This is a genomic window from Streptomyces sp. NPDC104371 (genome assembly GCF_055583785.1).
This window is the reverse complement of the sequence record NZ_JBVJNF010000007.1, coordinates 336,081-349,863: the sequence shown is the minus strand read 5'-3', so window position 1 is coordinate 349,863 and position 13,783 is coordinate 336,081. Positions and strand designations below refer to the sequence as shown.

General features: G+C 70.0%; 16 protein-coding genes, 1 tRNA gene and 1 riboswitch. Of the genes, 9 read left to right on the top strand and 8 right to left on the bottom strand.

Features of this window, described 5'->3' with window-relative positions; translation table 11 throughout:
* Positions 1–31: 31 nt before the first annotated feature.
* Positions 32–1,285, bottom strand: coding sequence for a PTS transporter subunit EIIC (locus ACZ60T_RS23450; RefSeq protein WP_469667629.1), 1,254 nt, complete (start codon positions 1,283–1,285; stop codon positions 32–34).
* A gap of 243 nt (positions 1,286–1,528) precedes the next feature.
* Here ACZ60T_RS23450 and ACZ60T_RS23445 point away from each other — a divergent pair, with 243 nt between their 5' ends.
* From ACZ60T_RS23445 to rdgB, 4 genes are all read left to right on the top strand, one after another.
* On the top strand, positions 1,529–1,762 hold the full coding sequence (locus ACZ60T_RS23445) for a PTS sugar transporter subunit IIB (protein WP_252421311.1): 234 nt from the start codon (positions 1,529–1,531) through the stop codon (positions 1,760–1,762).
* A 69-nt stretch (positions 1,763–1,831) separates the two neighbouring features.
* Positions 1,832–2,575, top strand: coding sequence for a ribonuclease PH (gene rph, locus ACZ60T_RS23440; protein ID WP_365618550.1), 744 nt, complete (start codon positions 1,832–1,834; stop codon positions 2,573–2,575).
* 172 nt (positions 2,576–2,747) lie between these two features.
* Positions 2,748–3,146 carry a hypothetical protein gene (locus tag ACZ60T_RS23435; RefSeq protein ID WP_365618553.1) on the top strand — a complete coding sequence of 133 codons (399 nt, stop codon included), beginning with the start codon at positions 2,748–2,750 and terminating at the stop codon, positions 3,144–3,146.
* 59 nt (positions 3,147–3,205) lie between these two features.
* The gene (gene rdgB / locus ACZ60T_RS23430) at positions 3,206–3,808 is read left to right on the top strand and encodes an RdgB/HAM1 family non-canonical purine NTP pyrophosphatase (RefSeq protein ID WP_365618556.1); all 603 of its coding nucleotides are present in this window, start codon (positions 3,206–3,208) and stop codon (positions 3,806–3,808) included.
* Between the two features lie 58 nt (positions 3,809–3,866).
* Here rdgB and ACZ60T_RS23425 read toward each other — a convergent pair.
* The 6 genes from ACZ60T_RS23425 to ACZ60T_RS23400 all read right to left on the bottom strand — a co-directional run bounded on the left by ACZ60T_RS23425 (position 3,867) and on the right by ACZ60T_RS23400 (position 6,627).
* Positions 3,867–3,940, bottom strand: a tRNA-Leu gene (locus ACZ60T_RS23425).
* 53 nt (positions 3,941–3,993) lie between these two features.
* Complete coding sequence (locus ACZ60T_RS23420; protein WP_469667628.1) at positions 3,994–4,653, bottom strand: HNH endonuclease; 660 nt, start codon at positions 4,651–4,653, stop codon at positions 3,994–3,996.
* Entirely contained in the window at positions 4,650–5,267 is a 618-nt protein-coding gene (locus ACZ60T_RS23415; RefSeq protein WP_469667626.1) for an HNH endonuclease signature motif containing protein, read from the bottom strand. The genes ACZ60T_RS23420 and ACZ60T_RS23415 overlap by 4 nt, the downstream gene beginning before the upstream one ends.
* A gap of 129 nt (positions 5,268–5,396) precedes the next feature.
* Entirely contained in the window at positions 5,397–5,717 is a 321-nt protein-coding gene (gene sugE / locus ACZ60T_RS23410; protein ID WP_365618562.1) for a quaternary ammonium compound efflux SMR transporter SugE, read from the bottom strand.
* 32 nt (positions 5,718–5,749) lie between these two features.
* Positions 5,750–5,809: riboswitch (guanidine-III (ykkC-III) riboswitch) on the bottom strand.
* Positions 5,810–5,885: 76 nt separating this feature from the next.
* Positions 5,886–6,227, bottom strand: coding sequence for a GroES family chaperonin (locus tag ACZ60T_RS23405; RefSeq protein WP_252421319.1), 342 nt, complete (start codon positions 6,225–6,227; stop codon positions 5,886–5,888).
* 43 nt (positions 6,228–6,270) lie between these two features.
* Positions 6,271–6,627: a DUF3618 domain-containing protein gene (locus tag ACZ60T_RS23400; RefSeq protein ID WP_469667625.1), complete on the bottom strand. Its 357-nt coding sequence runs from the start codon at positions 6,625–6,627 to the stop codon at positions 6,271–6,273.
* A 158-nt stretch (positions 6,628–6,785) separates the two neighbouring features.
* Between ACZ60T_RS23400 and bcp the strand changes: the two genes are divergently transcribed.
* Positions 6,786–7,253, top strand: coding sequence for a thioredoxin-dependent thiol peroxidase (gene bcp / locus ACZ60T_RS23395; protein ID WP_469667623.1), 468 nt, complete (start codon positions 6,786–6,788; stop codon positions 7,251–7,253).
* A gap of 96 nt (positions 7,254–7,349) precedes the next feature.
* On the opposite strand, the gene ACZ60T_RS23390 is transcribed toward bcp, so the two are convergent.
* A complete protein-coding gene (locus ACZ60T_RS23390) occupies positions 7,350–9,839 on the bottom strand; it encodes a transglycosylase domain-containing protein (RefSeq protein WP_469667622.1) in 2,490 nt (829 codons plus the stop codon).
* A 202-nt stretch (positions 9,840–10,041) separates the two neighbouring features.
* Between ACZ60T_RS23390 and ACZ60T_RS23385 the strand changes: the two genes are divergently transcribed.
* The 4 genes from ACZ60T_RS23385 (at position 10,042) to ACZ60T_RS23370 (ending at position 13,733) form a co-directional block, all read left to right on the top strand.
* A complete protein-coding gene (locus ACZ60T_RS23385; RefSeq protein ID WP_469667621.1) occupies positions 10,042–10,842 on the top strand; it encodes an ABC transporter permease in 801 nt (266 codons plus the stop codon).
* A gap of 28 nt (positions 10,843–10,870) precedes the next feature.
* The gene (locus ACZ60T_RS23380; protein ID WP_469667705.1) at positions 10,871–11,752 is read left to right on the top strand and encodes an ABC transporter permease; all 882 of its coding nucleotides are present in this window, start codon (positions 10,871–10,873) and stop codon (positions 11,750–11,752) included.
* Positions 11,753–11,760: 8 nt separating this feature from the next.
* Positions 11,761–12,798 carry an ABC transporter ATP-binding protein gene (locus tag ACZ60T_RS23375; RefSeq protein WP_365618577.1) on the top strand — a complete coding sequence of 346 codons (1,038 nt, stop codon included), beginning with the start codon at positions 11,761–11,763 and terminating at the stop codon, positions 12,796–12,798.
* Positions 12,799–12,875: 77 nt separating this feature from the next.
* Entirely contained in the window at positions 12,876–13,733 is an 858-nt protein-coding gene (locus tag ACZ60T_RS23370; protein WP_469667704.1) for a DUF1707 SHOCT-like domain-containing protein, read from the top strand.
* The last annotated feature ends 50 nt before the right edge of the window (positions 13,734–13,783 follow it).

Sequence of the window (13,783 nt, the reverse complement as noted above, 5' to 3'; positions counted from 1 at the left end):
AGCCGATCATGGTTCCGGGGCCTTCGCGCGCTCAGGCCTTGGTGAGGTCCTCGACCTCCTCCTCGGGCTCGCGGCCCGGGGTGGCGAGGTCGAACCTGGTGATCGCGAACCGGAAGAGCAGGTAGTAGACCGCCGCGAACGCCAGGCCGAGGGGGAGGATCAGCCAGGGCTTGGTGGCCAGGTTCCAGTTCAGTACGTAGTCGATCGCGCCCGCGGAGAAGTTGAAGCCCGCGTGGACGCCCAGCGCCCAGGTCAGGGCCATGGACACGGCGGTCAGCGCGGCGTGGATCACGTACAGGACCGGGGCGATGAACATGAACGAGAACTCGATCGGCTCGGTGACACCGGTGACGAACGAGGTCAGCGCCAGCGAGATCATCATGCCGGTGACGGCCTTGCGGCGCTCGGGGCGGGCGCAGTGCGCGATGGCGAGGGCCGCGGCCGGAAGGCCGAACATCATGATCGGGAAGAACCCGGTCATGAACTGCCCGGCGCTCGGGTCGCCGTGCAGGAAGCGGCTGTAGTCGCCGTGGAAGACCTGGCCCGCGGCGTTCGTGAAGTCGCCGAGCTGGTACCAGGCCACGGTGTTCACGAACTGGTGCATGCCGATCGGGATGAGGCCGCGGTTGACGAGGCCGAAGACCGCCGAGCCCGCGGCGCCGAGACCGCTCATCCACTCGCCGAAGCCCGTGATGCCGTTGCCGATCGGCTTCCAGGTCAGGGTGAAGAGGACGCCGACGACCGTGCCGACGAACGCCATCAGGATGGGCACGAGGCGGCGGCCGTTGAAGAAGCCGAGCCAGTCGACCAGCTTGGTGCGGTGGAAGCGCTGCCACATCACGGCGGACAGCAGACCCATGACGATGCCGCCGAGGACACCGGGGTCGTTGTACGTCGCCGCGACGATCTTGCCCTGCTCGATGTGCTCCTCGGTCAGCGGGAACGCCTGGAGCACCTTGCTGTAGACGAGGAAGCCGACCAGGGCGGCCAGCGCGGTGGAGCCGTCCGACTTCTTGGCGAAGCCGATGGCGACACCGATGCAGAAGAGCAGGGGCAGGTTGCCGGTGATGGCACCGCCCGCGGCGTTGAACACGGCGGCGACCTTGTCCCAGCCGAGCCCGTCCTTGCCGAAGAGGTCGTCCTGGCCGAGCCGGACCATGATGCCGGCGGCCGGCAGCACCGCGATGGGGAGCTGAAGACTGCGGCCGACCTTCTGCAGGCCCTGGAACAGACCGGATCCCCGCTTCTTCGCGGGGGCCGCCGGGGCAGCGGTGGTGGTGCTCATGCTTCCTCCAGTGCGGGGTGCCGCCGGGGGTGAACGAGGGGGGACGCGGCGGCGGAGCCCGCGTGGTCTACACCACTCAAGGGGCGTGTGCACCCGTTCTAACACGGGGGATGTACGGGGCGGAACCCGCGATTCATGTGGTTTCGGACATAATCAACGTCGCCGGTCAAAGTGGACCAGTGGTGTCCTGGCACTGTCCTGGCATCGACCTGGCAGTGTCCTGTGCGGCTCAGGGAGGCAGACATGGCGAGCAAGGCTGAGAAGATCGTCGCCGGGCTCGGCGGCATCGAGAACATCGACGAGATCGAGGGCTGCATCACCCGCCTCCGTACCGAGGTCCACGACGCCTCCCTGGTGAACGAGGCCGCCCTGAAGGCCGCGGGCGCCCATGGCGTCGTCAAGATGGGCAACGCCGTCCAGGTCGTCATCGGCACCGACGCGGACCCGATCGCCGCGGAGATCGAGGACATGATGTGAGGGGCTGCCCGCACGCCCCTTCCCGGACCGTCCCCAGGCCCCTTCGGCGGGTACGGCTAGGCTCGGGCCATGTCTCGAATCGACGGCCGTACCCCCGACCAGCTCCGCCCCATCACCATCGAGCGCAACTGGAGCAAGCACGCCGAGGGCTCCGTCCTCGTCTCCTTCGGTGACACGAAGGTCTTCTGCACCGCCTCCGTCACGGAAGGCGTGCCGCGCTGGCGCAAGGGCAGCGGAGAGGGCTGGGTCACCGCCGAGTACTCCATGCTGCCCCGCGCCACCAACACCCGCGGCGACCGCGAGTCGGTCCGGGGCAAGATCGGCGGCCGTACGCACGAGATCAGCCGCCTCATCGGCCGCTCCCTGCGCGCCGTCGTGGACTGCAAGGCGCTCGGCGAGAACACCATCGTCCTCGACTGCGACGTGCTCCAGGCGGACGGCGGCACCCGCACCGCGGCGATCACCGGCGCCTATGTGGCACTGGCCGACGCGATCGCCTGGGCCCAGGGCAAGAAGCTGGTGAAGGCGGGCCGCAAGCCCCTGATCGGCACGGTCTCCGCCGTCTCCGTGGGCATCGTCGACGGCGTCCCCCTTCTCGACCTCTGCTACGCGGAGGACGTACGGGCCGAGACCGACATGAACGTGGTCTGCACCGGCGACGGCCGCTTCGTGGAGGTCCAGGGCACGGCGGAGGCCACCCCCTTCGACCGCAAGGAGCTGAACGCCCTCCTCGACCTCGCGGTGGCGGGCTGCGACCAGCTCGCCGAGATCCAGCGCACGGCGCTCGAAGCGACCCTGGAAGCAACCCGATAAGGCCATATCGGCGTTAACGGAGGTAGAGCCGCACGACCCCGGGTAGGGCGCAGGGAAATCCCCGTGCGCCCGCCCGTGGTTCCGTACGACCATGGCGCGTCGGGCGAGCCGGACCGAACCGGCCGACGCGCCCGGGGACAGTGCAGCACCGTTACGGGAGGGGAACCGTTCCATGGCCGCGCGCCACCGCCGACGCATCGCCGCCACCGCACTCACCGCCGTCGCCGTCCTCGCCGCCATGGGCGCGAGCGCGGGCTGCGACGCCGTCGACAAGGCGATCGACTGCGTCCAGACCGCCGACGCGATAGCCGACAGCGTCACCGATCTTCAACAGGCCGTCGAGAACGCGGCGCAGGACCCGACGCGGACCGACGAGTCCCTCGACGCCATCGAGCGGAACCTCGACAAGATCGGCGACAGCGCGGACAACGTGGACGTCGGCAAGGCGGTCGACCACCTCCGCGAGGCGGTCGGCAACGTCCGTACCGCCGTCCGGGAGGGCGACAAGACCCCCGACGTACGGCCCGTGACGGACGCGGCGGGGGAGCTGACGAAGGTGTGCACGCCGTAGGGGGTGACGGCCGGGGGTGGGGCGGAACCGGCGTCGCGGGCCAGCGGATACTGGGGGGCATGACCCGCCTGATCCTCGCCACACGCAACGCCGGAAAGATCACCGAACTGAGGGCGATCCTCGCCGACGCGGGGCTTCCGCACGACCTGGTCGGCGCGGACGCCTACCCCGACATCCCCGACGTCAAGGAGACCGGCGTCACCTTCGCCGAGAACGCTCTCCTGAAGGCCCACGCGCTGGCTCAGGCGACGGGCCTGCCTGCGGTGGCCGACGACTCGGGCCTGTGCGTCGACGTCCTGAACGGCGCACCGGGCATCTTCTCGGCCCGCTGGGCGGGCCGCCACGGCGACGACCGGGCCAACCTCGAGCTGCTCCTGGCCCAGCTCGGCGACATCGACGACGCCCACCGCGGTGCCCACTTCGCCTGCGCGGCGGCCCTGGCCCTGCCGGACGGCACGGAACGCGTGGTCGAGGGCCAACTGAGGGGCACCCTCCGCCACACCCCCTCCGGCACGAACGGCTTCGGCTACGACCCGATCCTCCAGCCCGAGAACGACCACCGCACCTGCGCGGAACTGACCCCGAACGAGAAGAACGCGATCAGCCACCGAGGCAAGGCATTCCGCGCCCTGGTCCCGGTGATACGGGAACTGCTGAGCTGAGGCGGCCCGACGACGGAGCCGGGCGTCCGTGACATACGGCGCCCGGCCTCTCTTCGCGTGCGCTCGGTCGGACTTGAACCGACAACACCTGGCTTCTAAGGCCAGTCTCTCTGCCAATTGGAGTACGAGCGCCTGTACCGCGCTCCACTCTACTGGGGTTGGAGGACCGGCGGAGGGCAGAGGTACTAGGAACTCCGGCGTCGGCCACCTCGGCACCAGGTGCTGGTGACCGCATGGCAGTTGGGGCACAGGAGCCGTAAGTTCTCGCGCCGGTCGTCGCTCCAGTCACCGTTGATGTGGTCGATCTCCAACGTCATGGGGCGGCCGTGCCACCGGGGCGGAGTCCCGCACTCGTCGCATTCCTCGGGAACCCCCACCTCCAGCAGGGCGCGGCGCAGCAGGACGGTCTTGGTGCGTCGGCGGCCGTCGTGCCGCACCAGTACCTCGGCAGCCGGCTTCCGAGGAGTGGTCCCGGCTGTGCCGCCCAGATGCGTCTGTCCCGCGAAGTGTGATGTGTCGATGTCGTACGCGGTGATCCACTCGCGGACTCGCGGGCGGGAGCCGCTCGGAAGACCGAGCCGACGAAGTGTCTCCGCCACCGAGGACGATTCCGCGACGGCCGCGGCGAGTTCGGCCCGGGACGGTCGAGGGGACGGGCGGGGGCCTCGCTTGAACCGCCGGAAATGAGTGATGTCGATGCCGAAGTGTTCGAACCGTTGGAGCAAGTGCCGACGTAGCTGGTAGTAGGGGCGAACGCCCAGGTAGGCGATGACTTCGTCGATGTCGGAACAACGCTCCGCCGCTTGCGCGAGCGCCTCTCTCGTATAGCGAACCGGCTTGCTCATGCTCGCCGCCTCTTCTTCCTTCCCCGGTAAGTGTCCGTGGCCGAATGGCAGTTGGGGCACAGCAGGCGCAGATTCTCCGGTCGGTTGTTGCGCCAGTCACCGTCCAGATGGTCGACCTCCAGAGGCAGGGGGCGGCCCCGCCACACAGGCTCCGTCCCGCACAGGGCACATCGCTCGGCAACCCCCAGAGCGATCATGGCCCGCTTGAGCCGTTCGCCGGGGAGTCGCCGAGCATGTGAGGGATCTTGTTCGACCAACAACTGCTCCGGGGAACGGCGTTGGGCCGGAACCCGAGGTCGGGAATCTCTCCGGAAATGCGAGGTGTCGATGCCGTACGCCTTGATCCGGCGGCTGATGTTGGTGTGGTGACCACCCACCACCTCGATTCCCAGGTACCGCAGCACGCCATTCACGCTGGTGGATGCGGCCACCGCGGGCTCGAGGACCTCTTTCGTCCATCGTGCCCCCGTCTCGCGTTCGAAGTGAGAGGTGTCCACGCCGAGCGTCCGCATGCGGTCGTGGAGATAGCGTCGTGACGGGCCCTTGGGATCCACTCCCAGCCTCTCCAGCGCCTCGGAGAGCGTGCGGGACGACTTGGCCGCTGTGGCCAGCACCTCGCGTGTGTATCGGCTCGCCACCGTCGGTACCCCTTCGTCTCGGCCGCCTGTTCGCAGCCTCGTACGGAGTAACGAAGCGATCATCGGACGGTCACGAAGGACCTGTGTGGTGGACCGGTGGTGCGTTCAGTGGCCCGACGTCATCTTCAGGCCCACCACCGCCACCAGGAGCAGGGCCACGAAGAAGATGCGTGCTGCTGTTGCTGGTTCGCCGAGTATGACCATGCCCAGGACCGCCGCGCCTGCCGCGCCGATGCCTACCCAGACTCCGTAGGCCGTGCCGATGGGCAGGGACTTCGCGGCGTAGGACAGCAGGAGCATGCTCGCCACGATGCTCGCGCCGGTGAACAGGCTCGGCCAGGGGCGGGTGAAACCGTCGGTGTACTTCAGACCGATCGACCAGGCGACCTCGAGTACACCGGCGACGACAAGCAGGATCCAGGCCATGACGGCACTCCTTGTTCCACGGGGCAACAGGGGGTGCGTCGTCTTTGCGGACCCGGTACGGCGCGTCTCGTCGGGACCCTCGCGGGCTCGTCCAACGTAGCAAGGACGTGCGGTGCCACAGCGAGAAGGGGCCGGTGACCTCGGTCACCAGCCCCTTCTGACGAGGGATTACAGGTAGAGCCCCGTGGAGTCTTCCGTGCCTTCGAAGCGGTCCGCCGCCACCGCGTGCAGATCGCGTTCGCGCATCAGGACGTACGCCGTCCCGCGCACCTCGACCTCGGCGCGGTCCTCCGGGTCGTACAGCACGCGGTCGCCCACCTCCACCGTGCGTACGTTCTGCCCGACCGCGACGACCTCGGCCCAGGCGAGGCGCCGGCCGACGGCCGCGGTCGCGGGGATCAGGATGCCGCCGCCGGAACGGCGCTCACCCTCGGCGGTGTCCTGCCGTACGAGGACGCGGTCGTGCAGCATCCGGATGGGCAGCTTGTCGTGGTGGGTCTTCTCGCTCACGCCCCGAACTTACCTGTCCTCAGCGGTCTCGCGCGCGTCCGGGTCAGCGCTCGCGGTGCCCGGAACCCTCGGCGTCCTTGGACCCCAGGGCGAGCAGTCCGCCGATCCCGATCACGACCAGTGCCACGGGCACGACGCGCTCGAGCCGCGGCCTGCCGTCCGCCGAGACGAGCTGCCGCTTCGCGCGGCCGACAAGCCGGTTGGCGCTGACGTACGCCCGCCCGAGCGTGTGGTCGACGCGGGAGACGACCTTGGCCTTGGCATCCCCGACGATCGTCTTCGGGTGCACCCGGACGCCGATCTCGTCGAGCGTCGCGGCGAGAGTCTCGCGGCGGCGCTTGATGTCCGCCTCGATCTGCGCCGGAGTCCTGGTGTCCGGGGTGCTCGACGTGTCCGCCACCGCGCTTCCTCCGTGTTCGTGTGCGCGGTGCTCCGCGCAGTTCGTGCAGCTGTGAACCACAGTCTGTCAGCTTCGTACCGACCGTACTCCTCGGCGCCCCCACAGTCGGGGCGCCTACTAGGCTCGTCGGTGACCCGCCCCTGCTATGTGAGGTACCGATGAGCGAGCGACTTCAGCCCGGCGACACCGCCCCCGCCTTCACCCTGCCGGACGCCGACGGCAACGAGGTCTCCCTGGCCGACCGCCGGGGCCGTAAGACCATCGTCTACTTCTACCCCGCGGCGCTGACCCCCGGCTGCACCAAGCAGGCGTGCGACTTCACGGACAACCTGGAGCTGCTGGCGGGGGCCGGTTACGACGTGATCGGTATCTCCCCCGACAAGCCGGAGAAGCTCGCGAAGTTCCGCGAGAAGGAGTCCCTGAAGGTGACCCTGCTCGCGGACCCCGACAAGAAGGTCCTGGAGGCGTACGGCGCCTTCGGCGAGAAGAAGCTGTACGGCAAGACGGTCGTCGGTGTCATCCGCTCCACGGTGATCGTGGACGAGGAGGGCCGGGTCGAGCGCGCCCTGTACAACGTGAAGGCGACCGGCCATGTGGCGAAGGTCATCAAGGATCTGGGTATCTGAGGCGCCGTCTGGCGTGTGAACCACCTGTCAGGTGAACGGCCCGCATCGGTTCGCTCCGGTGCGGGCCGTCCCGTGTGTCTGGTTCCGCACGCGTGTCTAGTTCCGCCGTGTGCCCAGCACGCCCAGGTCCCCGGCACCGCCGCCCGTCGCGCCACCGTCCGTCGTACCACCCGTTCCCGTGGCGCCCCCGGCCCCGCCGTCGGTGGTGCCGCCCGAGTCGGTCGTACCGCCCGGGTCCGGGGTGCCCTCGGGGCCGCCCGTTCCCGTGGCGCCGCCGATGCCCGTGAGGCCTCCGATGCCCCGCGTGTCACCGGCCACGAGGCCCCCGACGGTCGTGTCACCGCCGTCGGCGGCGCCGCCCGTGTTCGCCGTGCCGCCGGTGTCGGTCGTCCCGCCGTCCGTCCCGCCCTGACTGCTCCCGCCGTCCGTCGGGCCGTCCTGCCGGTACTCCTCGTTCTCGTCGCCCCAGTCGTCGTCGGAGTCGAGGTCGGGTTCCTCGGTCTCCTCCGCGCCGGGCTGAAGGCGCAGATCGAAGCTGTGCGCCTGCTTGCCCCGCAGCGCCTGTTCCATGAACTGCGCCCAGATCTGCGCGGGCGCGCCACCGCCGTTCATCCGGGGCAGGCCGAGCGCGTAGTACAGCGACTCATGGGTGTTCGTGTCGGGGTTCTGGCCCATCACCGCGATCACCGTCGCGAGGTCGGGGGTGTAGCCCGCGAACCAGGCCGCCTGGTCCTCCTCGGCCGTGCCCGTCTTGCCCGCGACGGGGCGCCCGGCGGCCTGCGCGGCGGTCGCGGTGCCGTTGTCCACCACGCTCTGGAGCATCGCCGTGGTCGTGTCCGCCGCCGTGCGGCTCACCGCCTGCTGGGTCTGCTGCCGGGGCAGGTCGACGTCGTCCGTGCCGCCCTTGGTGACCTTCTCGACCAGGGTGTACGGGGTGCGCTTGCCGTGGTTGGCGAGGGTCGCGTAGGCCTCCGCCATGTCCAGCACGCTCGCGTTGGCTGTGCCGAGCGCGATCGAGGGGTACGGGTTCAGCTCGGGGGTGCCCTGCGGCAGGCCGAGTTCGATGGCGGTCTGCTTGACCTTGGCCGGGCCGACGTCCACCGCCATCTGCGCGTAGACGGCGTTCACCGACTTGTCCGTGGCCTCGCGGACGGGGATCGGGCCGTAGTCGCGCCCGTCCTCGTTCTCCGGCGCGTACGGTCCGCCGCTCCAGCCCTCCACGGGCCGCTTGTTCGTGCCGTCGTACACCGTGTTCGGGGTGATCACATCGCCGTCCTGCGTGCGCGCGAAGCTCTCCACGGCCGCGGCGAACACGAACGGCTTGAAGGTCGAGCCGACCTGGTAGTCGCGGCGGGTCGCGTTGTTGACGTACTGCTTGGTGTAGTCGATGCCGCCGTACATGGCGACGACCTTGCCGGTGGCCGGGTCGATGGCGACCCCGCCCGCGCGGACATAGCGGTCGGCCTTGCGGTTCTTCTTGTCGAGCTTGCTCGTCACCTGGTCGTCCACGGCCTTGACGAGGGCGTCCTGCGCGGGCTTCTTGAGCGTGGTGGTGATGCGGTAGCCGCCCCCGGCCAGGCTGTCCTCGTCGAGGATGTCGTGCGCCGCGAGGTAGTCCTTGATCGCCGCGACCAGATAGCCGCGCTGGCCGGACATGCTGGAGGCGTACATCTCCCGGCGCGGCTCGGGGAACGTCGCCTTCGCCCGCTCGGCCCGGCTGAGCCAGTGCATCTTGACCATGCCGTCGAGCACGTACCTCCAGCGGGACAGGGCGGCCGGCTTGTTCTCGGGGTGGGCGACCACGTCGTACTCGCTCGGCGCGTTCAGCAGGGAGGCGAGGTACGCGCTCTGGCCGACCGTCAGGTCCTTCGCCTCGACGCCGTAGTAGGCCTGGGCAGCGGCCTGGATGCCGTACGCGTTGCGGCCGAAGTAGCTGGTGTTGAGGTAGCCCTCGAGGATCTCGTCCTTGTTCTTCTCGCGGTCCAGCTTGACCGCGATGATGAACTCCTTGGCCTTGCGGGTCAGGGTCTGCTCCTGGCCCAGGTAGTAGTTCTTCACGTACTGCTGGGTGATGGTCGAGCCGGACTGCTTGCCCTTGCCGGTGGCCGTCCGCCAGGCGCCGCGCACCATCGCCTTCGGGTCGATGGCGGACTCGGTGTAGAAGTCGCGGTCCTCGGCGGCGAGCGCCGCGTGCTGGGCGTCCTTGGCGATCCGGGACAGCGGCACGATCTCGCGGTTGACCGAGCCGTCGCGGGCCAGCTCGCTGCCGTCCGCGTACAGGTAGACGTTGCTCTCCTTGATGGCCGTCGCGTTCGCGGCCGGGATCCGGACCAGGTAGTAGCCGAGGACGAACAGGCCGACCAGCAGCAGGACCCCGATCACGAAGGAGCCGAGCACCATCCGCCAGGTGGGGATCAGCCTGCGCCATCCGGTGCGCCGGGGCCGCTTCGGCTTCGCGCCGGGGGACGCCTCGGGCGAGACCTGGTCCGAGGTCTCGGGGGAGGTCTCCGACGAGGCTTCGGACGCCGCGGAGTGCGGCTCTCTGGGGCCCTCGCCCCGGCTGCTTCGCTGCGGCTCGTCGCTCATCGTGGTGCCGGACTCCCGTGTCGCGTCGTACGTTCCGTACGCCCTCGTACGCTTCTGCGTCCCTTGCTGAAGACTGTCCCATCAAGTGGTCCGTTCCCGGCGCGAGGGACATGATCGCGCGGGAAAAATCGTGTGCACGCCACTTCGGTCGCGCGCTAGGGTCGTTCGCTTCGCCTGGTACGCGTCGAAGGAGGTTCATCCCGTGAGGACAGGGCGGCTGTACATCGCCGTCGCCGCCGGTGGATTCCGGCGGTACGCGACCTATCGGACCGCGACCCTCGCGGGCGTGTTCACCAACACCGTGTTCGGGATCATCCTCGCCTACACCTACCTCGCCCTGTGGCATGAACGGCCCCATCTGGGGGGTTACGACCAGGCGCAGGCGTTGACCTACGTATGGGTCGGGCAGGCGCTGCTCTCGGCCGTCTCGGTGATGGGCGGCGGCTTCGAGGACGAGCTGATGGAGCGCATCCGCAGCGGCGACATCGCGATCGACCTGTACCGGCCCGTCGATCTCCAGTTCTGGTGGCTGGCGCAGGACCTGGGCCGGGCCGTGTTCCAGTTGCTCGCCCGGGGCGCGGCCCCGCTGACGGCCGGCGCGCTCCTCTTCCCGCTCGCCCTGCCCACCAGCCCGCTGACCTGGCTGGCCTTCCTGATCGCCGTGCTGCTCGGCGCGGTGGTGAGCTTCGCGATCCGCTTCCTGGTCGGGCTCAGCGCGTTCTGGCTGCTCGACGGGGCGGGCGTCGCCCAGATCGCGTGGGTCACGGGGATGTTCTGCTCGGGGATGCTGCTGCCGCTCAACGTCTTCCCCGGCACGCTCGGCGAGGTCGTCCGCGCGCTGCCCTGGGCGTCGTTCCTCCAGGCGCCCGCGGACGTCCTGCTGGGCACGGCGGACCCGCTGCCGGTGTTCGCCCGTCAGCTCGCGTGGGCCGTGGCGCTGCTGGCGGCCGGGCGGATGCTCCAGTCGGTGGCGACACGACGGGTGGTGGTCCAGGGTGGCTGAGGCGACCGAGACGACCGAGACGACCGAGGTGGCTGGGGCGGCTGGGGCGGCTGGGGTGGCTGGGGTGGCTGACCCGGCGTACGGCGGCGCGCGGACGTACGGCCGGATGCGTGAGGGGCTGCGCGCCTACCGGCTGATCACCGCGATGTGGATCCGCTCCGCGGTGGCCTACCGCACATCCTTCGTGCTGACCACCCTCGGCAACTTCACGGCGACCGCGCTGGACTTCGTCGCGATCCTGCTGATGTTCTCGCAGGTCGACACGCTCGGCGGGTACCGGCTGCCCGAGGTCGCCTTCCTGTACGGGCTCTCGGCGAGCGCCTTCGGCCTCGCGGATCTCGCGCTCGGCTCCATGCAGCGCCTGGGCCGACGGGTGCGCGACGGCACGCTGGACACGCTGCTGGTGCGCCCCGCGCCCGTCCTCGCGCAGGTGGCGGCCGACCGCTTCGCGCTGCGCCGGCTCGGCCGGATCAGCCAGGGTCTTGCCGTCCTCGGGTACGCGATCGTCGCGCTCGACATCGACTGGACCCCGCTGAAGGTGGCGATGATCCCGCTGATGCTGCTCAGCGGAGGGGCGATCTTCGGCTCGGTGTTCGTGGCGGGCGCGGCGTTCCAGTTCGCCGCGCAGGACGCCTCCGAGGTGCAGAACTCCTTCACCTTCGGCGGTCAGACGCTGTTGCAGTACCCGCCGAGCATCTTCGCGAAGGAGCTGGTGCGCGGGGTGACGTTCGTGCTGCCGCTCGCCTTCGTCAACTGGCTGCCCGCGCTGTATGTGCTGGGGCGGCCGTATCCGCTGGACCTGCCGGTGTGGGTCGCCTTCGCCCCGCCGCTGGTGGCGGTGGGCTGCTGCGCCCTGTCGGGGCTGGCCTGGCGGGTGGGACTGCGTTCGTACCGGAGCACGGGGAGTTGAGGGGACCGATGGACAGAGGAGTCAAGGGCGCCGGGGAAGGTGCCGCCGCGGAGGGTGCGTTCATCGAACTCGACGGGGTCGAGAAGGTCTTCGACGTGCTGCGACGGACCGGGTTCCTGCGCCGCGAGCGGCGGCAGGTGCGGGCGGTCGACTCGCTCTCCTTCACCGTGGCACGCGGTGAGATGGTCGGCTACATCGGGCCGAACGGCGCCGGGAAGTCCACCACCATCAAGATGCTGACCGGCATCCTGACGCCGAGCGGCGGTCGGCTGCGGGTCGCCGGGATCGATCCCTCGCGCGAGCGGACGCGGCTCGCGCAGCGCATCGGGGTGGTGTTCGGGCAGCGCACGACGCTGTGGTGGGACCTGCCGCTGATCGACTCGTACCGGCTGATGCACCGCATGTACCGCATCCCCGACGCGCGGTACCGCGAGAACCTCGACCGCTGTGTCGAACTCCTCCAACTGGGTGCCCTGTTGGACGTGCCGGTGCGGCAACTGTCGCTGGGGCAGCGGATGCGCGGCGACATCGCGGCGGCGCTGCTGCACGACCCCGAGGTGCTCTACCTCGACGAGCCGACCATCGGCCTCGATGTCGTCTCCAAGGCCAAGGTCCGTGAGTTCCTGCGGGACTTGAACGCCGAGCGCGGCACGACGGTCCTGCTGACCACGCACGACCTCCAGGACATCGAGCAGTTGTGCTCGCGGGTGATGGTCATCGACCACGGGCGGCTGATGTACGACGGTCCGCTCGCCGGGCTGCACGAGGTGGGCGACTCCGAGCGCACCCTCGTCGTCGACCTGGAACGGGAGTTGCCGCCGATCGAGGCGCCGCCCGCGCGGGTGGTGCGGGTGGAGGGGCCGCGGCAGTGGCTGGCCTTCCCGGCGTCCGGGTCGGCGGCTCCGCTGGTGGCGCGGATCGCGGCGGAGTACCCCTTGGTGGACCTGTCGGTACGGGAGCCGGACATCGAGGCCGTGATCGCGAAGATGCTGCACTCGACGGGGGAGTCGGCGTCTCAGGTCCCCTCGGGGCGGGCCGTGTCGTAGCCGCCCACGCGGGGACCTCGTAGGCTTGCGGCATGACCGACGCCGTGCCTCCCGGAGGGACCGACGACCCGCGCTCGATGTCGTCGTCCCCCGCCAACTCCGCCCAGGAACTGAGGGCTTCCGACGCCGATCGCGAACGGGTCGCCGAGGTCCTGCGCGACGCCCTCGCGGAGGGCCGACTCGACATGGAGGAGTTCGAGGAGCGGCTGGACGCCACGTACCGGGCGCGGACGTACGGCCAACTCGCGCCGATCACCCAGGACCTGCCTGCCGCGGGCGCGGTGCCTCCGCCTGTCGTGTCGCTGGCCAAGGAGCCGGAGGAGAGCGGGGAATGGGGGCAGCGGATCGTCGGCGGCGACGGTTCGTCCTCGTGGGCGGTCGCCGTGATGTCCGGCTTCCAGCGCAAGGGGCGCTGGACGGCGCCGAAGCGGTTCAACTGCTTCGCGTTCTGGGGCGGCGGTGAGATCGACCTGCGGGAGGCGAACTTCGCGGACCGCGAGATCGAGATCAACTGCATCGCGATCATGGGCGGGATGAACGTCATCGTGCCGCCCGGCGTCGAGGTCGTGGTCCGCGGCATCGGGATCATGGGCGGCTTCGACCACACCGAGGAGGGCGTGCCGCGGGAGCCGGGCGCGCCGCGTGTGGTCATCACCGGGTTCGCGTTCTGGGGCGGTGTCGGCGTCGAGCGCAAGCTGACCCGCGCCGACCGGCTGCGGCTGAAGGAGCTGCGCCGTCAGGAGAAGATGGACCGCAAGGCCGCCCGCCGGGAGCTGCACGCGTCGTTCCGTGAGGAGGTGGAGGAGGCCCACCGCTCGATGCTGGAGGGCCACCGGGACCTGCTGCGTGAGCGGCAGAAGGAGCAGCGCGAACTCCAGCGGGAGCGACGCGAGACCCGCCGGGAGGAGCGGGACCGGCGGCGCGGGGGGTACTGAGCCGGGGACCTGTGGCGCGGGGGTACTGAACGAGGGCGGTACGTCTCGGC